Below are 20,313 nucleotides of genomic sequence, written 5' to 3' on the forward strand. Positions count from 1 at the left end.
GTGGAAAAAGGAACAATTATTAAAGTATCTGGTCCATTGGTGTTAGCCAAAAATATGGGCCATGCAAGTTTAGAAGATATCTGTTATGTAGGAGATTTAGGCGTGGTCGGTGAGATCATCGAAATGCGCGGCGACGTCGCTTCGATCCAAGTCTATGAAGAAACGTCTGGGATCGGACCTGGTGAACCAGTCGAAACCACCGGTGAACCGCTATCCGTCGAATTGGCGCCTGGGATCATGTCACAAATGTTTGATGGCATCCAACGTCCCTTAGAAACCTTCATGTCTATCACCCAAAGCAACTTCTTGACGCGTGGGGTGCAATTGCCTGCGTTGGATCATGAGAAAAAGTGGCCCTTTGAACCGACAGTCGAAGTCGGTGCAGTAGTCAGTACCGGGATGGTCATCGGCACCGTGCAAGAAACACCGTTGATCAATCACAAGATCATGGTTCCTCATGGCGTTTCAGGAACAGTCAAGGCTGTTTATGCGGGGGAATTTACCATCGATGAAACGATTTATGTTTTAGATACACCCAAAGGAGAACGGTCTTTCACGATGCTGCAAAAATGGCCCGTGCGTCATAGCCGTCCAGTAAAGCAAAAACTGAATCCAGTCGAACCAATGATTACTGGCCAGCGAGTGATCGACACCTTCTTTCCAATCGCTAAAGGCGGGGCGTCAGCCGTTCCAGGACCATTTGGTGCAGGGAAGACTGTCGTTCAGCACCAAATCGCCAAATGGGCGGATGTCGATCTGGTCGTCTATGTCGGCTGCGGCGAACGCGGCAATGAAATGACCGATGTAATGAACGAGTTTCCAGAGTTGATCGACCCTCGTAGTGGTGAATCTTTAATGGCGAGAACCGTGTTGATCGCTAACACCTCCAATATGCCGGTAGCCGCTCGGGAAGCGTCGATTTATACTGGGATCACGATTGCGGAATACTTCCGAGACATGGGGTATTCAGTGGCGATCATGGCGGATTCCACCTCACGTTGGGCAGAAGCACTGCGAGAAATGTCTGGTCGTCTGGAAGAAATGCCTGGGGATGAAGGGTATCCAGCTTACTTAGGCAGCCGCTTGGCAGAGTATTATGAGCGTTCTGGAAAAGCGATTTGCTTAGGTTCTGATCAAGAAGGCAGTATCACTGCCATCAGCGCCGTTTCACCATCAGGCGGCGATATTTCAGAACCAGTTACCCAAAATACGTTGCGGGTCGTAAAAGTCTTTTGGGGCTTAGATGCCACCTTAGCGCAAAAGCGTCATTTTCCATCGATCGATTGGTTGAAGAGCTATTCTTTATACGAAAACGAATTGGGTGCCTTTTTGGACCAACAAATGCAAGTGGATTGGTCCAAACAAGTAACAGAAGCCATGCGGATGCTGCAAAAAGAATCTGAGTTGTCAGAGATCGTTCGACTTGTCGGTATCGACGCTTTATCCGAAAAAGATCAGTTATTGCTGGAAACCACCAAATCATTGCGAGAAGATTTCTTGCAGCAAAACGCTTTTGACGACGTCGATACGTTTACCTCTCGTGAAAAGCAGTTCAAAATGCTGGAAACGATCTTGCTGCTCCACAAAGAAGCGGAAGATGCGTTGACGCTAGGTGCGTATCTTTCAGAAATCTATGCAGGAACCGAAGAATTGCGAGACAAAGTGGCACGTATGAAGTACCTGCCTGAAACGGAATTAGCAAAAATTCCTGCTTTGCATCAAGAGATCAAAGCAACGATGAAAGAAATTTTACAGAAAGGAGACCGCACCGATGATCAAGGAATATAAAACGATTGGAGAAGTAGTCGGACCATTGATGGCCGTCGATCGCGTCTCCGGTGTCAAATACGAAGAGTTGATCGAAGTCCGCATGCAAAACGGCGAAACGCGGCAAGGACAAGTACTGGAGATCCAAGAAGACAAAGCGTTGGTCCAAATTTTTGAAGGAACCGGCGGGATCAATTTGCGGGAATCTGCGGTGCGTTTCTTAGGACATCCTTTGGAATTAGGCGTTTCCGAGCAAATGATCGGGCGAGTCTTTGACGGTTTAGGTCGGGTCAAAGATGGCGGAGTAGAGATCGTCCCAGAAAAATTTATGGACATCAACGGCGAAGTAATCAATCCAGCAGCGCGGGATTATCCTGATGAGTTTATTCAAACGGGGATCTCATCGATCGACCACTTGAATACGCTTGTTCGGGGACAAAAGCTGCCGATTTTTTCTGGTTCTGGTCTGCCTCATAAAGAATTGGCTTCGCAAATTGCGCGTCAAGCACAAGTGTTGAACTCGGAAGACGATTTCGCTGTTGTGTTTGCTGGCATCGGGATCACCTTTGAAGAAGCAGAATATTTCATGGAAGATTTTCGTCAAACTGGCGCCATCGACCATTCTGTCGTCTTTATGAATCTAGCCAATGACCCAGCGATCGAGCGGATCGCTACTCCCCGAATGGCACTGACGGCAGCCGAATATTTGGCTTATGAAAAGGGCATGCATGTCTTGGTGATCATGACGGATATGACCAACTACTGTGAAGCTTTGCGGGAGATCTCCTCTGCTCGTCGTGAAGTGCCAGGACGTCGGGGTTATCCTGGGTATCTTTATACCAATTTATCCACGTTATATGAACGTGCGGGACGGATTCGCGGCTTGAAAGGTTCAGTGACCCAGCTACCGATTTTGACCATGCCAGAAGATGACAAAACCCATCCGATTCCCGATTTGACCGGCTATATCACCGAAGGACAAATCATCTTGTCTCGTGATTTGTATAAAAACGGCATCCAGCCACCCATCGATGTCTTGCCGTCATTGTCACGGTTAAAAGATAAAGGGACCGGTGAAGGAAAAACCCGTAAAGACCATGCCGCAACGATGAACCAGTTGTTTTCTGCCTATGCTCAAGGAAAGCATGCCAAGGAATTGGCAGTCGTTTTAGGAGAATCGGCATTGTCGGAAGTAGATAAAACCTATGCCAAATTTGCGGAACGCTTCGAAAATGAATACTTGAACCAAGGGTATCGCACCAACCGTTCGATTATCGAAACCTTGGAATTAGGCTGGGAATTATTGGCGATGCTGCCAAAAGTCGAGCTGAAGCGGATCAGCGATGCCCTACTGGCGGAATACTTACCGGGAGAGGAGAACAATGGCGCAAAAAACCGTTAATCCAACCCGCATGGAGCTGTCGCGCCTCAGCAAACAATTGGCGACAGCCAAACGCGGACACAAATTATTAAAAGACAAACAAGACGAACTCATGCGTCAATTTATTGAATTGATCAAAAAGAATGACCGCTTGCGTAAAGAAGTCGAAGAACAATTGCAGCGTGCCATGAAGGCATTTCGCTTAGCCAATGCCACAATCAATGAAAAATACATTGAAGAAATGTTTATTTTACCAGCAACTGAAGTCTCCCTTGAATTGTCCACGAAAAACATCATGAGTGTGGAAGTGCCAGTGATGCATTTTGATTACGACGATACGGTGATGCAAGCGCCGATCGAGTACGGCTTTTTGAATTCCAATGTTCCGTTAGATAATGCTGTCGCCCGTTTTACTGACGTCATGCCGAAGCTGTTGGAGCTAACGGAAATCGAAAAGACCTGTCAATTGATGGCAGGGGAAATCGAACGGACGCGCCGACGCGTCAATGCCCTAGAATATTTGACGATTCCCGAGCTGGAAGAAGCCATTTATGGAATCAAAATGCGGCTGGAAGAAAATGAACGAGCAAACGTAACAAGAATGATCAAAGTGAAGAATAAATCAAAATAAAATGGTATGATAAGAGAAAAAACAAATGCAATAAACTTGGATTACTAAGACATTGGTTTTTGCAAAAGGTCAAAGGAAATGAAAATGAAAAAAAGAAATCGTTTGAAAAAAAAGCTGGCATCGCAACGCTTTTTGATTCCGCAGATCGTCACACTGGTCTTCGTTTTGCTGATATTGGCAGGAACTGGCTTGCTGATGCTGCCGGCTGTCACCCAAAGTGGTGAAGGCACCAACTTTTTAGATGCGCTGTTTACTGCCACATCGGCTGTTTGCGTGACGGGTCTTTCGACCTTGACCGTAGCCGATCATTACAACCTGTGGGGCCAAGGGATCTTGCTGATGCTGATTGAGATCGGTGGGATCGGCTTCATGTCGATTCCCGTCTTCTTTTACATCTTGGCGAGAAAAAGAGTCCATCTTAGTACTCGGATGATTTTGCGGGAATCATTGAATCTGGACCGAATGTCTGGAGAAATCCATTTGGCATGGTACCTGATTCGGATCGCCTTTTTGATCCAAGTCAGTGGGATCATCTTGCTGGCTTTTGCATTCGTGCCCCGTTTTGGTTGGGAGCAAGGCCTTTGGTACAGTGTTTTTCATGCGATCTCGGCCTTTTGTAATGCTGGGTTTGATTTGTTCGGCAACAGCATGGTAGGGTTTCAAAACGACCCATTTGTGCTGGGGGTCGTCAGTTTCTTGATCATCGCAGGTGGTCTGGGGTTTCTCGTTTGGTTCGATCTCCTGCATACGGCGTCCAAAAAAAGGTCCCTGCATAGCCGCTTGGCATGGATCGCTATGATCGTTTTGGTGGTTTTTGGAACGGCAGGGTTCTTTTTGACCGAAGCCAATTCACAGTTGATCACGGGTGACTCGGTCATCGAACGTTTTTTCCAATACCTCTTCTTAGCGGTCACCCCAAGAACCGCTGGATTTTTCAGTATTGATTACGGACAAATGAGTCAAGCAGGCCTGATGCTGACGATGATTTTAATGTATATCGGCGGCACCTCTGGATCAACTGCTGGGGGATTGAAGACAACGACATTTGCGGTCTTGATCATCAAGATCCGCAGCTTATTGAAAGGGCGCAGTCGAGCGGAAGTTTTTGGTCGCACGATCAAAGAATCTGCTGTATCGCGTGCCTTTACGTTGTTCTTTCTTACCTTGACGTTATGCTTCGTAGCGATTTTCTTATTGTCGATCACTGAGCGTATGCCGCAAACCCCAAACTTTGGGTTGCCAACCATTGCCTTTGAAGTTTTTTCCGCTTTTGGAACGGTGGGATTGACCATGGGGTTGACGCCTTACTTGTCGGTTTTTGGCAAACTTTTGATCATTTTTTTGATGTTCATTGGTCGAGTCGGCATCATGACCGTTGCTTTTTCATTGATGAAAAAAGCCAACAAACAAGAAGCTGGCTACAAATATCCTGATGAAACCGTGATGATCGGGTAACGAAACAGGGAAACGAAGCGTGCTTCGTTTCCCTGTTTTTCGTTTATTGAAGTACTTCTAACATCACATCTCGTTGGTCATCGCTGACATTTCCCGCATAGTTCGGCGTGATCAAAGATAGACCACCCTCCTTATTTGTAAATAGGTACAGGTTTTGGTTAAAATCAGGATTGCTATTGGGTGTGATCTCTTTTGCAAAGGTCAACTGGGTATTCACTTTTACTGTACGAATCCCATTGTCATTTGCTGAAAAGATGCGAATCTCCTTTGTCGCGATCGTATCGACTTGTGCTTCATAACTAATTCTGTCGGGAATCGAAATGATCATTGGAGTCGTATTTTGAATCGTGACAGTATCTGGTACATTGAAACCGTTGAAGTGAAAAGTCAGTGTAGGGCCATATTGGGAAAGATCAACGGCATATGGAAACTCGTTGGAAGCTGAGCTTGCTGTCGTTTGCATTGTGTCAGAGTGGTCCGTCGATTGCTGGCTTGTGGTCGAAGTTTTTGAAGTAGAGGTTGACGCTAAGGAGCTGCTTTCAGTCGTTTGCGTCGACGTACTTTGTTTGCTTTCAGTAGACACACGACTCTGGCTTAGCTCGCTGGTTGACTGAGCAGTATCTTTTTCGTTGTTACAACCTGTCAAAAGCCCCAAACTGACGAGTGTTAGTGCCCCAATCAAAGAAAATGTTTTTTTCATCGTTTGCTTCATCCTTTCCTTAGAATATTAGAACATCTAAAACAAGCAAATTATTGTGTCGGAATGCACAATTTTGCTGATATAGTGCTTAAATATTCTTTGGTGTTAAAGCTATTGTAGTATAGAATATTGAGAAAGAACAGGAAGTTTTTGCTGAATTTTTCGTCAATTCTATCATAAAACATTCATGAACGCCCGCAGTAGCTGGCTAATTTTGTATAATAAAGTGTTAGCCTTTTCTGGCGACTTGCGTAACGCAGGGATCTAGATTAAAATACCTTGGTATAGAAGAATGGGTGGTGAAGAGGATGGAAAAAGAACGGATGGGGCAATGGTTAGCCTTTACGAATCAGCATCAAGCGATCGAGGCTCGTTTGGAGCAAGCCCTCAAAGCAGAAAGCAATCTGTCTTTGAATGAGTATTACGTGCTTTATTACTTAGAAAAGACCCCCAATCATAGCATGCGCCTCAATGATTTGATCGCCCATTTTGATCTTAGTCAAAGTGCGATGTCACGTATGATCATGCGCATGGAAGACAAGCTGTGCGGTGTGATCGAACGGCATTCTTGTCAAGATGATAAGCGGGGAATCTATATTGATTTGACCCAATCAGGTGAAAAGAAACTGCAGCGTTCAAAAGTCGTTTTTGAAAAAGTCTTGGAGGAAATGCTGGACTAATGATGTTTTTCACTTGTTTTCTCCTTGATTCTTTTGTAATATAGATGCATGTGCATGTATATTTTGATAAAAAGAAAAAAGATGCACCGATTTGTTTTAAGGATCTCCTTGGGCAACTAAGCCAGTCAGATCTACAAAGCGAAATAAATCCAATGGAAAAGGTGGGAAACCCATGCGAAATGTAACAGACAAAGCAACATTTAAGCGCGGATTGCAGTTGAAAAATCGAATCATTATGGCACCAATGACGACCAAGATGTCCTTCTTTGATGGGGTGATTACGAAAGATGAGTTGGCTTACTATGGCTTACGCTCTGGGGAAGTCGGAGCAGTCATCACAGCGGCAGCCAATGTCCAAGAAGATGGCAAGGGCTGGGAAGGGGAATTAGGCGCTTACGACGATGCCTTTTTACCTGGATTAAGTAAATTAGCCAGCACCATCAAAACCAATGGGACCAAAGCTATTTTACAGATTTTTCATGCCGGTCGGATGACGGATGACTCGGTCCTACGAGGAACACAACCGATTTCTGCCAGCGCAGTTGCTGCCGAACGACCAAATGCCCAGGTTCCCCGAGAAGTCACAGTAGATGAGATTTTAACGATTATTGAAAACTTTAAAAAAGCTACCGAACGGGCGATCAAGGCGGGGTTTGATGGCGTAGAACTCCACGGAGCCAATACGTATTTGATCCAACAATTCTTTTCTCCTCACTCAAATCGTCGGTCCGATGAATGGGGTGGCTCACTAGAGAACCGTTATCGTTTTATTGAGAAGCTCGTCGATGAAGTATTGGAAACAGTGGACCAATCAGGTGTGAAGGAGTTTATCGTCGGTTATCGTTTTTCACCGGAAGAATTCGAAGAACCAGGGATTCGCTTTGAAGATACGTTGTTCTTAGTGGACCAACTGGCAGAAAAAGGATTAGACTATCTGCACATCTCCCTTGCGGATTATACCCGCAAATCGATTTCAAAAGCGTACCAAGAAAAATCGATGTTGGCGTATGTCTATGAAAAAATCGCTCAGCGGGTTCCTTTGATTGGTGTAGGGGATGTCCGAACATCGAAAGATGCCGCGGGATTGCTAGAACATGCAGATTTTGTTGCAGTGGGGCGGGCATTGTTGATCGATCCTCATTGGGGACAAAAAGTCTTAGACGGTCAAGATGCGTTGATCCGCACCACGGTTTCTACTTACGAACGTGAGGAACTCGTATTACAAAACGGCGTTTGGGGTTTTATGGAAAACATGATGCCAGATCGCCTAAATGAAGAAAAATAAGCAGACAACCACCTTTGCCTTGGGCGAAGGTGGTTTTTTGATAGAAGGAGAGGAACAATCCGATTATTTTCAATTATGACCATCATTCTTTATAATTGGCGTAAAGGTAAGCGTTTACTTTATTTTTATGCTGATGGGGATGAGGAGAGAATCATATTGGAGGGAGAAAAATGAAAAAAAGTAGCTTGTTCTTGCTAGTAATTGTCACAGGGTTGTTGTTCGCTGGTTGTGGTGGAAATCAAGAAACAGCAGATTCACAAGATTTTGCCAGTACAGATGAGAATACGCTAACTGTTTGGGCTTGGGACACAAATTTTAATATTCCAATTATGGAAAAAGCCGGGGAATATTACAATGCGGACAATGACGCAATCGACCTTAATGTCGTCGAGATGTCCAACGAGGATACCAAGCAAAAAATGGTTTCATCCTTTACTTCAGGGGTCTCCGAAGGTTTGCCTGACATCGTTTTGATGGATGACTATGACGTGCAGAACTATTTGCTGAACTACGAAGGAAAATTTGCAGAATTATCGGAAGACATTGACTTTGACCAATTTGCTCCTTACAAAGTAACGAATGCGACCTATCAAGACGGCGTTTATGCGGTTCCCTTTGATTCAGGTTCTGCTGGACTCTACTACCGCAAAGATTATTTAAGTGAAGCGGGGATCGATGAAAGTGAACTCACCAATCTAACCTGGTCCAAATTTGTGGAGATTGGTGAGACAGTCAAAGAAAAAACGGGGAAATGGTTCGTCGCGTTTATTCCAAATCGCGGCACTCATTATATCCAGATGGCGATGCAGTCAGCCGGATTATGGTATTTTGATGAAGACGGAAACATATTCTTGAAAGACAATCCTGCTATTCGTGAAATGCTGCCGATCCTGAAGACGATCGAAGAAAAAGAGTTGGCAAAACCAGTAGATTATTTTGCGCCAGAAGGGATCGGTGCAGTGACGAGTGGAGAAGTGGCAGCAGTCAATTCAGCCATCTGGTTTTCTGCGACAATCCGATCCGCAGAAGATCAAAAAGGAAAATGGGGCTATACGAATCTTCCTCAATTAGAGACAGTGTCTGGAGCGACACCTTACTCGAACTTGGGTGGTTCTAGCTGGTTGGTGCTCAATGACTCACCAAATAAAGCGTTGGCCATTGATTTTCTCAAACAAGAATTTGCTGGGAATGATGAATTCTATCAAGAGATTTTAGTAGAAAATGGGGCAGTGGGGACTTACCTACCCTCACAAGAAGGAGAAGCTTATCAATATGAAGATCCTTTCTTTAATGACGCCCCAATCTATAAAGATTTCTCCAGTTGGATGGCGGACATCCCCGCCGTTGATTACGGGGTAAATACCCAAGCGGCAGTGGATGCCTTGCGTGGGGGAATGCAAAGCTATTTTGATGGTGCCATGTCCTTAGATGATATGTTGACGGAAGCAGAAAACACCTACAAGATGCAAGTCGGCGAATAGCCGACTTGTGTTGCTTAAGGAGTGATGAATATGCAAAATACGATCAGAAAAAAGCGCCCCAAAAACCAACAAGTCTGGGGATTTATTGGCCTTTCTTTAGTATTCAGTAGTGTCTTTTTGCTGTATCCCATCGTCTATTCCTTATACCTTTCCCTGCATCGTATGCAGGGACTGCAATCGGTTTTTGTCGGCTTCGGCAATTACCTGCGTATGCTGCATGATACGATTTTTCAAAAAGCTTTACTCAATAATTTTATCTTTCTGATCTTTCAAGTACCGATCATGGTGTTGTTGGGTCTTCTGCTAGCGTTTGTTTTGAACACGCCGAAGCTTGTAGGACGCTCCTTCTTTAAATTGGCGTTGTTTCTACCCTGTGTCACCTCGCTGGTTTCCTATGCAGTTTTATTTAAAATGATGTTTCAAATTGGCGGGATCGTTAATCAAGGGCTGCTGAACATTGGCTTGATCACGCAACCGCTAGATTGGCTAAATAATCCGTTTTTAGCAAAACTGACCGTTATTATTGCCCTGTGCTGGCGTTGGACAGGCTATAACATGATTTTTTATTTGGCAGGATTGCAAAATATCTCGGATGACACTTTAGAAGCTGCTGCGATCGATGGGGCGAATGGGTTTCAAAAGTTCTTTTTCGTAGTGATCCCGCAGCTGAAGCCGGTGATCGTTTTTACAACCATCACCTCCACCATTGGGACGATCCAGCTCTTTGATGAAGTGGTGAATCTAACAGGTGGTGGCCCATCCAATGAGACGTTGACTGTCGCCCAACTGATCTATAATCACTCCTTTGTCTATACGTCAAATTTTGGGTATTCGGCTACGCTGTCGTGGGTCTTAGTGATCATCATCGCTCTTTTATCTGTGATCCAGTTGAAACTCTCGAAAACGAATCAATAAAAGCGATAGAAAGGAGCAGCTATGAAAGTTACTTTAAGTGGATGCATAAAATATGGTTTTTTACTGATCGTCTCGTTTTTTTCGATTTTTCCGTTTTACTGGATGATGGTGGGCTCTACCAATACCGCCAATCAAGTTGCCGAAGGGAAGCTGACTTTTGGGAATCAGCTAGCAAGCAATTTTCAGGTGCTGTTCAGCAATTACGACATCCCATTGATCATGTGGAATTCCATCAAGATTTCATTGATCACCGTCCTTGTCAGTCTACTGGTCACTTCTTTGGCTGCCTTTGGATTTGAGAAGTTTCGAACGCGGGCGAGTGAAGGGATTTATGCGGTTTTTCTGCTATGTATGATGGTGCCACTGGCAACTTTGGTGATCCCATTGTTTAAAATGATGGCAGGAATGCAGCTAGTCAATCAGCACGTGGCGGTCATTTTGCCATTGGTCAATAACCTGTTTCTGATTTTCTTTTTTCGCCAGAACTTCAAGTCTTTTCCTGACGGTATTTTAGATGCGAGTCGCATCGAGGGGGCAACAGAGTACACGATATTTTTCCGGATCGTTTTCCCTATGATGCGCTCGACCTATGCTGCCGCTGCCATCTATGCCTTTATGAACGCATGGAACAGCTATTTGCTACCACTGGTCTTTTTGCAAACGGAAAGTCGTCAAACCATGACATTGCTGATTTCCAATTTATCGTCAGCCAGTTACGTACCAAATTATGGCGTTCAAATGCTGGCGATCGTGATTGCAACGATCCCAACGTTGGTATTGTTTTTGTTTATGCAAAAAGGCTTTGTGAAAGGCATGACCGGTTCTTTGAAACTATAAGTAGCAATAACCAGCTTGGCTACTTTTCCATAAGGTTGGGGAAGGCTTGACGCAGGGGGTGAAATAGCTTTCCTCAGATAAAAAACAATTGCCTTGAGAGGCATTATTTTAATAAATAGTCAAACAATTCAGATTCATTCATTTTTCTTACAAAAAGATAGCGCAAGTCGAGTTGATTGATAAAAAAACAATCAATTGTTAGACTTAATTCAGGTTAAAAAAACAAAAAGGGGATGTAATGATGAAAAGAGGATTTAGAAATTATTTAGGTTCAGATGAGCGGGAGGCAGGCTATAATTTGTCTTGGGGGTCTATCTTTGCAGGGGTCGTAACATTTATCGCATTGTTCATGACACTGTCAATGATTGGCTCAGCAATCGGTTTTGGTATGGTGGAACCAACCTCTAATAACCCATTAGATGGTGTTGGGACAGGATTATTGATTTGGACAGTGATTACCTTCGTCTTGGCATTATTCGGTGCTGGTTTTGTTTCTGGTGTTGCTGCTCGACGTGTCGGATTGGTTCATGGTTTCTTAACATGGGCAACAAGTATGATCGTGATGATGATTATGCTTTCTTACTTAACGATCGGTGCTTTTTCTGTAGTCGGGTCACTTTTAGGAAACGTTGCTTCTGCTGTCGGTAGTGGTGTTGAAACAGTGGCCTCTGGTGCTGGCGATGTCGCTTCAAAAGCCTTCGATGAAATAACAGGAAACATGGAAGACGTCAATACAGATGAATTACAAGCGAACGTCAATGATGTTTTACAAGATACCGATGTTCCTGAATTGCAACCAGACTACTTGCAAAACCAATTGTCTGACGCGACAAATGATATCAAAGATGCTGGCAAAGACATTGCAACCAATCCAAATGATGCTGATAAAATCATTGATGATTTAGCAAGCAAATTACAAGATCGTGCTACAACGATCGGTGATTCAGTCGATAAAGAAGCAATCTCAAATGCAGTGGCTCAAAACACAGATCTAAGCCAACAAGAAGCAGAAGAAGCAACGAACAATATCGTGAACGGCTTACAAGATGCTTCTGATGAAGCGCAAAAACAAATCGAAAATGCGCAACAAAATCTTGAACAAGCCAAACAAGACATTGACCAAGCAGTGGAAGACGCTCGTCAAAAAGCGGAAGAAGCAAGTGATGCAACAGCCAAAGCATCCATTTGGGGCTTTGTGGCAATGGTCTTAGGACTCGTTCTTACGTCAATCGGTGGTATGGTGGGTGCAAACTTAGTCAAAACTGCTGACCACGAAAATCGTATCTAATTCATCTCTCACAAAGAGAGTTAGTGAGCCATAAACCAGTGAACAGCGTTCTGCCAAAGACTCAAATGGCAGCAGCGCTGTTTTCTGCTTTTAAACAAGCGGTTAAAAATCCCCATTGACGAGTGATTTTTCTCATGCTACACTGGCTCTGAGGATTGTTACCGCTTTAGGCGGGCTATACCTATTTTTTTGTGTGAAGAAATCTAAAGAAGAATAGGGTCGTTAAAATGAACGTAACAAAAGTGATCAATAACAACATTGTGATTTCTGAGAATGAGGAAAAACAAGAATTGGTCGTCATGGGCAAAGGCTTAGGCTTTAAGAAAAAGCCAGGCGATGTGATCGACGATACCAAGATTGAAAAAGTCTATCTCAGTACACAAGAGTGGAATGTCACAAAACTAACCCAATTACTTTCTTCTATCCCTATCGAACATATTCAAGTAGCGAATGAGATCATCAGTTTTGCAAAAGTTTCCCTTGGGAAAAAATTGAGCGAAAAATTATTTCTGACGCTGACCGATCATATCAATTATGCTATCGAGCGCTATCAAAATGGCATGGAAATCAAAAATGCCTTGCTATGGGAAATCAAGCGGTTTTATAACCATGAATACCTCATTGGCAAAGAAGCGTTATCGATCATCAAAAATCGCTTGGCGATCGAGCTGCCAGAAGATGAAGCCGGCTTCATAGCATTGCACATCGTCAATGCGGAGTTGGATATGGCGCAGGTCAGTCAAGTATCGGAAATGGCGAAGATCATTCAGCATATCCTAAACATCGTTAAATATCATTTTTCAATGGAGCTTGATGAGTATTCATTGAACTACGAACGCTTTGTGACCCATTTGAAATTTTTTGTCCAGCGCTTATTCAGCGGAACAAAGCTCGATGATGCAGGAACCGGCAGTTTTATTTTTATGTTGAAAGACCGCTATATGAAGGAATATGCGTGTGCGCTGAAAATCAGCGACTACATCAACAAAGAATTCGGTAGACCGTTAGAAGAAGACGAATTGATCTATTTAACTATACACATCAAACGAATAACAAGTGCTTAGGATTGTTACTGGATTGGCAGGCTATACCTAAATGAACTCCCAAGGGGTTCGTTTAGGTATTTTTTTATGTTTTGACACACGAAAAGCAAACGAAGGACCAAAATAGGAGGAACGACATGAATTACAAAGAGTTAGCAAAAACGATCATCACCAATGTTGGTGGGGAAGAAAATATCCAAAGCTTGACCCATTGTGCGACCCGCTTGCGCTTCAACTTGAAAGATGACAGCAAACCACAAGAAAGCACTTTAAAACACACACCAGGCATCATGGGTGTGGTCAACAAGGGCGGACAGTACCAAGTGATCATCGGCAGTGATGTTGGCAATGTCTACAACGAAATCACTGCCCAAACTAATTTGACTAGTGATCAAGAAACAGAAGAAGACGATCGGGGACGTGTAGCGAAAATTATCGATACGATCACTGGGATCTTCACCCCGATCTTGCCAGCCATCACGGCAGCTGGGATGTTAAAAGCGGTCCTTTCGTTGCTGGTGGTCTTCAATGTCTTGACGGCAGAAAGTCAAAGTTACCAAATTCTAAACTTTATGGCAGATGCTGCGTTCTACTTCTTACCGATTCTACTGGCTGCTTCTTCTGCGCAAAAGTTCAAAGCCAACATGTATCTGGCGATGATGGTGGGTGGAATTTTACTGCATCCCAACTTCATCGGTATGGTGACAGCAGCCAATGAGTCAGGTGGCGGCATCCATTTGTTCGGTTTGCCGATTTCACCAGTCACCTATTCATCATCGGTGATCCCCATCATCTTAAGTGTTTGGTTCATGTCTTACGTTGAACCGATTGCTGATAAGGTCTCACCAAAAGCAATCAAATTCTTTAGCAAACCGTTGCTGACGATCTTCGTCGTAGGGACGGTAGCATTAGTTGCTTTAGGTCCTCTAGGCTATATGATCAGTGAAGCGATTTCCGCAGGGATCCAAGCCTTAGAAACGGTCAGCCCATGGATCGTTCCGTTATTAATCGGTGCCTTCACCCCATTGTTCGTGGCAACGGGTACCCACTATGGATTGGTTCCTATCGGTATCAACAACCGAATGACCACAGGTTATGATACAGTGATCTATCCTGGCATGCTGGCTTCAAACGTCAGTCAGGGAGCTGCAGCTATCGGCGTTGGTTTCAAATCCAAAGATTCTACGATCAAACAATTGGCATTTTCTGCAGGTCTGACAGGTCTATTCGGCATCACTGAACCAGCGTTGTATGGGGTCAACTTACGGTTTAAAACACCTTTGTATGCAGCAATGATCGGTGGCGGATTTGGGGGTCTGTTTATGGGAATCATGCGTGTCCGCAATTTCTCAGGCGGCTCACCAGGTCTATTGACTTTGCCAAGCTATATCGGCGATGACACCTTACGTCATTTGACCAATGCCTGTATCGGTGCGGCAATCAGTATCGTAGTCACATTTATTGCGACATTATTCTTATACAAAGACCCTGTCACAGAAGAAGCACCTGAAGCAACACCAGCAGACAAAGAGCAAGAACCAACCCATCAAATCAGCGGTGCAGAGATCAAAGCACCTTTAAAAGGGGAACTAAAAAGCCTGCAAGCAGTCAATGATGGCATGTTTTCAGAAGAAATTCTGGGACAAGGGGTAGCGATCGAGCCAACCGTCGGAGAAGTACTAGCACCAGTCAACGGGACTGTCACAGCAGTCTTTGATTCCAAGCATGCCATTGGCTTGACCAGTGAGGAAGGCATTGAGCTGCTGATTCACGTGGGGATCGATACAGTGCAATTGAATGGCGAAGGCTATGCCTATCAAGTAGAAAAAGGACAAAAAGTATCAGTTGGTGACCCATTGATTACGTTTGATATCGAGTTTATCAAAGAAAAAGGTTATCCAGTGATCACGCCGATCGTTATCACCAACAGTGCAGAAGTGGGCGACATTTTGACGGCAAACAGTGGTCCGATTACGTTTGGCGATCAAATCATCAAAGTGATCGGCTAAAAAAAGGAGAATAAGACATGGGATTTCCAGAAAACTTTTTATGGGGCGGCGCAACAGCCGCCAATCAATGTGAAGGCGGGTTTGATCAAGGGGGGCGTGGACTTGCCAATGTCGATGTGATTCCGACTGGCAAGGAGCGACGAGCAGTCATTACCGGCAAGCGTGAGATGCTTGCCTTTGAAGAAGGGTATTTCTATCCAGTAAAAGAAGCGATTGATATGTACCATCATTTCAAAGAAGATATCGCCTTATTTGCGGAGATGGGCTTTAAAACCTATCGTTTATCGATTGCTTGGTCAAGAATTTTTCCGAAGGGCGACGAAGAAACCCCTAATGAAGAAGGCTTGCGCTTTTATGAAGAACTGTTTTTAGAATGTCGCAAATACCAAATCGAACCTTTGGTGACGATCACGCATTTTGACTGTCCGATCCATCTGATCAAAGAATATGGCGGTTGGCGCAACCGTAAGATGATTGCCTTTTACGAAAACCTTTGTCGGGCGATCTTCACTCGCTACAAAGGATTGGTGAAGTACTGGCTGACCTTTAATGAAATCAATATGATCTTGCATGCCCCGTTTCTCGGTGCAGGGCTGACCTTTGCTGAGGGCGAAAATGAAGAACAAATCAAATATCAAGCTGCTCATCATGAGTTAGTCGCTAGTGCGTTGGCAACAAAAATCGCCCACGAGATCGATCCAGAAAACAAAGTAGGCTGTATGCTGGCAGCGGCTAGTTATTATCCTTACAGCTGCAATCCGAAAGATGTCTGGGAAAGCAAAAAAAGCGATCGCGGCAACTATTTCTTTATCGATGTGCAATCGCGAGGAGAATATCCAAATTATGGTTTGAAGATGCTAGCGGAAAAAGGAATCACTTTGGAACGAACCGCCGAAGATACGGCTTTATTAAAAGCCCATACCGTCGATTTTATTTCCTTTTCTTACTATGCCTCTCGGGTCGCTGCTTCAGAAGATTCCGGTGTTGAAAAAACGGAAGGCAACTTGTTCCCGACCATTAAAAATCCGTATTTAGAAGCGTCGGAATGGGGCTGGCAGATTGATCCGCTTGGTTTGCGGATCACGATGAATGATCTTTATGACCGTTACCAAAAACCACTTTTCATCGTCGAAAACGGTCTAGGAGCGGTGGATACACCAAACGAAGATGGAAAAATCAATGATGTGTATCGCATCGACTATCTACGTGCGCATATTGCAGCGATGAAAGAAGCCATTGATAAAGACGGTGTGGAACTGCTGGGGTATACTTCATGGGGCTGTATCGATTTGGTTTCAGCAGGAACCGGAGAAATGAAGAAACGCTATGGCTATATCTATGTCGATCGCGACAATGAAGGCAATGGCACATTAGCCCGCAGCAAGAAGCAATCTTTTTATTGGTACAAAAAAGTGATTGCCTCAAATGGAGAAGATTTGGCTTAAGCCAGTTAACCAACGATTATTTTTAAGGAAAGAAACGCCAACGGAACAGAACTGCTCTTGGAAGCTGTCTGGTTCTGTTGGCGCTTTTCTTATTTAATGAAAGAAATTACTCTGATTCCTCCCGCTGGATCGGCAGCAGCAAGCGAACGGTGGTTCCTTCGTTGATGCGTGATTCTACAGTCAATCCGTATTTTTCCCCATAGAGCAGCTTGATACGCTGATCAATATTGTCTAAACCAATACCCGAATAGTGTTCAAAGTGGTTGGCGGTGCTGGTTGGGTGCTCTTCATTGAACCCGATGCCCGTATCGATGATCTCAATTTTCAGGCCTTCCTTACTGACGCGAGAAAAAATCTGGATCAATCCTGAATCCTCTTCGGGAAAGGCATGCAGGTAGGCATTTTCGATAATCGGTTGCAAAATCATTTTCGGTACGAGAATATCTTCACAGCCATCTTCTGAAAAAATCGTCGATTGGATGCGATTGCCGTAACGTACGTTCATTAACACGAGGTATTCTTCCACGATCGCTAGCTCATCTTTTAAGGGGACGATCTCTTTGCGGTTAAAGGTGTGCCGCAACAATTGGACAAAGCTTTCAATCGCTTGGGTTGCGGCTTCTTGTTCGTTTTGCCAGATCAAAAACTTAATGGCAGTCAATGTGTTGTAGACAAAATGCGGTTGGATCTGCATTTGCAACGAGCGGATCTCGAACTTGCGTTTTTCGGCTTCTGTAACCATTAAATGATCGACATAAGATTCTAAGTCCTCTAGCATCAAGTTATAGGCACGCCCCAATTCTCGCGTTTCGTACGTCCCGTTGATGGTGACCTTGTCGCTGAAATCGCCTTGTGTGACCGCCGGCAGCTTGGCAATCAGCTGATAAATCGGTTGGGTGATATTGCGGATGATCCAAAATGCCAGCAGACTAAAGAGTAAAATACTGACGACAGAAATCAAAAGAGCTGGCTTGATCAGATTCATATTGCGTACTAGATGCGATTCATCCAAAACATCGTAAAAAGTAAAATGATACGAATAAAGGGGCAGCTGATTGATGCTAGTATCTCTTTTGACCGTGACGAGACGATCTTCAAACGGCTTGCCTAAAAGGCTCGGATCAGAAGTAGAAAGAATTTGATTTTGTTCATTGACGATATAGATCGAGTGGAGACTGGTATCTAAGAGTTGACGATAGATCGAAGAAAAATCGGATTCTTTTAAGAAAATCAGGGCATAGCCGAAAATCGTTTCTTCTTTCATTAATTTGCGCACGTACATCAAGCCAGGGGAGTCGCTGGTGGAGGTGCTCAAGCCTTGGTCCAAGAAATAATACTGACTGATGGCGTCATTGTCATTGATCTGCTGGATAAAGGCACTGGCGAGAAAATCATCTACTGATTGATTGCGAACCGCATCGTTTTGAAAGAAAGTGCCCCCGTTGACCCCAATCAACACTAAATTCGAGGGGATGTCTTGAAACAAAGAGCGAGTGTCTTTTAATTGCTCGTTTAATTCTAAAATCGTACGGCCTTGATTCATGTCGCCTTCTAAGTATGTTTCAACGGCTTTGCTTTCATCGACGATATCAAAAATCCGATGGATATTCTCGTTCAGACGCTCATAATCTTCTTGGATTTTTTCCAGTAGCAGCTGATTGGAACTCTGGTACGAAGCAACATAGGCATCTTTCGAGCGACCATAGATTACGACGACGGTTAGCAGACAAACACTAATGACCCCGACGACAACAAAGAGGAAGATCCGACTGAATAATTCATTTTTCTGAATCCATTGGTTGATTTTCATAATTGATTCAACCGCCGATACTTCGATGGGGTGACTTGGCATTCTTTCTTAAAGATGCGAGAAAAATAGCTGATATCCGAATACCCGACCGCTTCACTGATTTCAGATAGATTCAGATCAGATTGTGTCAGTAGTTCTTTGGCTTTATCCAAGCGGGTTTTCTTTACATACTCAGAAAAGCTCATTTTCAGTTTCGCAGAAAGAAAAGCCGAAAGATAGGTGTAACTAAAATGAAAGGTTTCAGCTAGTTCAGACAAAGACAGACTTTTGGTGTAGTTGTCTTGAATAAAGCGCTGAATCGCAACGAGTAGATCATCTTCATCCAGCGGTGATAAGGTCGTCAACTGTTGACGAATATCATCAATGGTCGCCAACAACAAATCAGAAAAATCTTCCAAATACTGCACGTGACCGATGGCATGCAAAAATTCGGCTTTTAAGCGGCTAAAGCGTGGCGCAGTGGGAAATTCTTCTTCCAAGCGGGACAGTAACGTGTAAAAAATACTGCTGGCCTGCTGTTTTAAGAATGTCGGATCGACATTGGATAAGATCATGTCATTAAAATATTCCTCGATTCTGGTGATTCCTAACAAAAAGTTGTTGTCTAACAAAGCCCGTAAGAACTTCTTCGTATCAAAGCGATCACTTTCAATGTACAAAAAGAGTTCTTGTTCTGGCACCAGCCGTTGTCGTTTATAAAAAAACGATTGTCCTTGGCTTTTGGCTTTAAGCGTCACAAAATGGTCCCGCAACTGTTCAATCTTTTGAAAGGGCACACTGAGAGTAAAGAAGGCGTCTGGCTCGGTAAAACGCAATTGTTCCAACGTTTCTTTCAAAGAAGAATAAACATCCGTTCCTTCGGGATAACTAATCACTAAGCCGGCATCTTTGTTACTGGTTTGAAAAAAGAGCGTCTTTACTTGCGGTTGTGATTGAGTAAATTCCGTTAATGCGTGCAGCAGCTGATCATTGGCACGAAAGCCGCTAAAATTGGTGGTCAAAATTTGGGCTTGCTGTTGCGACTGATCTAATGCAAGGTAGTCCGCCAAAGGAGCCAACGGTTCTTCATACCCTGCTAAATAGCGATTCAACGATTCTTGCAGCTGCGTCTCCTCAGTCACGGAGCCTTTTGTATGTGACAGCTTTTGTGAGATGTTGTGCAGTGTCTTCAACAAGAGTATCGGTGTCAGTGTCGGTTTTAAAAGATAATCTACGGCACCATTTCTAAAAGACTGACTGACGTATTGGAAATCATCGTAGCTGCTCAAGACCAAAAAATGGACTTCTGGATATTGTTGTTGAATGATCGTTGTGAGTTGAAGACCGTCCATTTGTGGCATTTTCAAATCTGTGATCACGATGTCGGGATTCAGTTCATGGATCAGCGCCAATGCTTCTTGCCCGTTCGCTGCATCGCCTAAGAGACGGAACCCTTCTTGCTCCCAACGTATCATATGTTTCAATCCATCTCGGATCGTTGCCTCATCATCAACGACTAAGACCGTGCGTAAAATAGTCATGGTATCCCCCCTATATCTCTTCTTTATTATAAACGCTTTCAAAAAAGAAAGGTATTGTAACTTTTT

At 44.0% G+C, this 20,313-nt stretch carries 16 protein-coding genes; 13 read left to right on the forward strand and 3 right to left on the reverse strand.

Annotation, left to right across the window (positions count from 1 at the left end):
* The 4 genes from IGI71_RS05480 to IGI71_RS05495 all read left to right on the forward strand — a co-directional run bounded on the left by IGI71_RS05480 (position 1) and on the right by IGI71_RS05495 (position 5,234).
* Complete coding sequence (locus IGI71_RS05480; protein WP_121261855.1) at positions 1-1,788, forward strand: V-type ATP synthase subunit A; 1,788 nt, start codon at positions 1-3, stop codon at positions 1,786-1,788.
* Positions 1,772-3,169, forward strand: coding sequence for a V-type ATP synthase subunit B (locus tag IGI71_RS05485; RefSeq protein ID WP_430616204.1), 1,398 nt, complete (start codon positions 1,772-1,774; stop codon positions 3,167-3,169). Before IGI71_RS05480 ends, IGI71_RS05485 begins: the two co-directional genes overlap by 17 nt.
* The gene (locus tag IGI71_RS05490; protein WP_010747829.1) at positions 3,150-3,779 is read left to right on the forward strand and encodes a V-type ATP synthase subunit D; all 630 of its coding nucleotides are present in this window, start codon (positions 3,150-3,152) and stop codon (positions 3,777-3,779) included. Before IGI71_RS05485 ends, IGI71_RS05490 begins: the two co-directional genes overlap by 20 nt.
* Before the next feature lie 78 nt (positions 3,780-3,857).
* A complete protein-coding gene (locus tag IGI71_RS05495) occupies positions 3,858-5,234 on the forward strand; it encodes a TrkH family potassium uptake protein (protein WP_121261853.1) in 1,377 nt (458 codons plus the stop codon).
* Positions 5,235-5,277: 43 nt separating this feature from the next.
* On the opposite strand, the gene IGI71_RS05500 is transcribed toward IGI71_RS05495, so the two are convergent.
* Positions 5,278-5,934, reverse strand: a complete 657-nt coding sequence (locus IGI71_RS05500; RefSeq protein ID WP_034868420.1) for a hypothetical protein — start codon at positions 5,932-5,934, stop codon at positions 5,278-5,280.
* A gap of 308 nt (positions 5,935-6,242) precedes the next feature.
* Between IGI71_RS05500 and IGI71_RS05505 the strand changes: the two genes are divergently transcribed.
* From IGI71_RS05505 to IGI71_RS05545, 9 genes are all read left to right on the forward strand, one after another.
* Entirely contained in the window at positions 6,243-6,614 is a 372-nt protein-coding gene (locus tag IGI71_RS05505) for a MarR family winged helix-turn-helix transcriptional regulator (protein WP_010747832.1), read from the forward strand.
* Between the two features lie 172 nt (positions 6,615-6,786).
* Positions 6,787-7,899 (forward strand): NADH-dependent flavin oxidoreductase, encoded by a 1,113-nt coding sequence (locus IGI71_RS05510; protein WP_010747833.1) that lies wholly within the window; start codon positions 6,787-6,789, stop codon positions 7,897-7,899.
* Positions 7,900-8,069: 170 nt separating this feature from the next.
* Positions 8,070-9,380 (forward strand): ABC transporter substrate-binding protein, encoded by a 1,311-nt coding sequence (locus IGI71_RS05515; RefSeq protein ID WP_121261851.1) that lies wholly within the window; start codon positions 8,070-8,072, stop codon positions 9,378-9,380.
* A gap of 30 nt (positions 9,381-9,410) precedes the next feature.
* On the forward strand, positions 9,411-10,295 hold the full coding sequence (locus IGI71_RS05520) for a carbohydrate ABC transporter permease (RefSeq protein WP_185953265.1): 885 nt from the start codon (positions 9,411-9,413) through the stop codon (positions 10,293-10,295).
* A gap of 21 nt (positions 10,296-10,316) precedes the next feature.
* On the forward strand, positions 10,317-11,132 hold the full coding sequence (locus IGI71_RS05525) for a carbohydrate ABC transporter permease (protein WP_015509354.1): 816 nt from the start codon (positions 10,317-10,319) through the stop codon (positions 11,130-11,132).
* Positions 11,133-11,373: 241 nt separating this feature from the next.
* Entirely contained in the window at positions 11,374-12,420 is a 1,047-nt protein-coding gene (locus IGI71_RS05530; protein WP_430616205.1) for a hypothetical protein, read from the forward strand.
* Positions 12,421-12,647: 227 nt separating this feature from the next.
* On the forward strand, positions 12,648-13,484 hold the full coding sequence (licT, locus tag IGI71_RS05535) for a BglG family transcription antiterminator LicT (protein ID WP_074535051.1): 837 nt from the start codon (positions 12,648-12,650) through the stop codon (positions 13,482-13,484).
* Between the two features lie 116 nt (positions 13,485-13,600).
* Complete coding sequence (locus IGI71_RS05540) at positions 13,601-15,472, forward strand: beta-glucoside-specific PTS transporter subunit IIABC (RefSeq protein WP_121261847.1); 1,872 nt, start codon at positions 13,601-13,603, stop codon at positions 15,470-15,472.
* A 17-nt stretch (positions 15,473-15,489) separates the two neighbouring features.
* Entirely contained in the window at positions 15,490-16,917 is a 1,428-nt protein-coding gene (locus tag IGI71_RS05545) for a 6-phospho-beta-glucosidase (RefSeq protein WP_121261845.1), read from the forward strand.
* Positions 16,918-17,023: 106 nt separating this feature from the next.
* Here IGI71_RS05545 and IGI71_RS05550 read toward each other — a convergent pair whose 3' ends face one another.
* Both IGI71_RS05550 and IGI71_RS05555 read right to left on the reverse strand, forming a co-directional pair.
* Positions 17,024-18,727 (reverse strand): sensor histidine kinase, encoded by a 1,704-nt coding sequence (locus tag IGI71_RS05550; protein ID WP_086294911.1) that lies wholly within the window; start codon positions 18,725-18,727, stop codon positions 17,024-17,026.
* A complete protein-coding gene (locus IGI71_RS05555; RefSeq protein ID WP_086294912.1) occupies positions 18,724-20,247 on the reverse strand; it encodes a response regulator transcription factor in 1,524 nt (507 codons plus the stop codon). Before IGI71_RS05555 ends, IGI71_RS05550 begins: the two co-directional genes overlap by 4 nt.
* Positions 20,248-20,313 lie beyond the last annotated feature (66 nt).

The organism is Enterococcus sp. DIV1279b, assembly GCF_050531515.1.
In the GTDB taxonomy this organism is placed as follows: domain Bacteria; phylum Bacillota; class Bacilli; order Lactobacillales; family Enterococcaceae; genus Enterococcus_D; species Enterococcus_D casseliflavus.

Bases quoted from the DNA above. Each gene is read 5' to 3' on its own strand.
- IGI71_RS05530 (WP_430616205.1), top strand. From the start codon at position 11,374: ATGAAAAGAGGATTTAGAAATTATTTAGGTTCAGATGAGCGGGAGGCA.
- IGI71_RS05510 (WP_010747833.1), top strand. From the start codon at position 6,787: ATGCGAAATGTAACAGACAAAGCAACATTTAAGCGCGGATTGCAGTTG.
- IGI71_RS05490 (WP_010747829.1), top strand. From the start codon at position 3,150: ATGGCGCAAAAAACCGTTAATCCAACCCGCATGGAGCTGTCGCGCCTC.
- IGI71_RS05495 (WP_121261853.1), top strand. From the start codon at position 3,858: ATGAAAATGAAAAAAAGAAATCGTTTGAAAAAAAAGCTGGCATCGCAA.
- IGI71_RS05500 (WP_034868420.1), bottom strand. From the start codon at position 5,934: ATGAAAAAAACATTTTCTTTGATTGGGGCACTAACACTCGTCAGTTTG.
- IGI71_RS05555 (WP_086294912.1), bottom strand. From the start codon at position 20,247: ATGACTATTTTACGCACGGTCTTAGTCGTTGATGATGAGGCAACGATC.
- IGI71_RS05545 (WP_121261845.1), top strand. From the start codon at position 15,490: ATGGGATTTCCAGAAAACTTTTTATGGGGCGGCGCAACAGCCGCCAAT.
- IGI71_RS05520 (WP_185953265.1), top strand. From the start codon at position 9,411: ATGCAAAATACGATCAGAAAAAAGCGCCCCAAAAACCAACAAGTCTGG.
- IGI71_RS05550 (WP_086294911.1), bottom strand. From the start codon at position 18,727: ATGAAAATCAACCAATGGATTCAGAAAAATGAATTATTCAGTCGGATC.
- licT (WP_074535051.1), top strand. From the start codon at position 12,648: ATGAACGTAACAAAAGTGATCAATAACAACATTGTGATTTCTGAGAAT.
- IGI71_RS05485 (WP_430616204.1), top strand. From the start codon at position 1,772: ATGATCAAGGAATATAAAACGATTGGAGAAGTAGTCGGACCATTGATG.
- IGI71_RS05525 (WP_015509354.1), top strand. From the start codon at position 10,317: ATGAAAGTTACTTTAAGTGGATGCATAAAATATGGTTTTTTACTGATC.
- IGI71_RS05515 (WP_121261851.1), top strand. From the start codon at position 8,070: ATGAAAAAAAGTAGCTTGTTCTTGCTAGTAATTGTCACAGGGTTGTTG.
- IGI71_RS05540 (WP_121261847.1), top strand. From the start codon at position 13,601: ATGAATTACAAAGAGTTAGCAAAAACGATCATCACCAATGTTGGTGGG.
- IGI71_RS05505 (WP_010747832.1), top strand. From the start codon at position 6,243: ATGGAAAAAGAACGGATGGGGCAATGGTTAGCCTTTACGAATCAGCAT.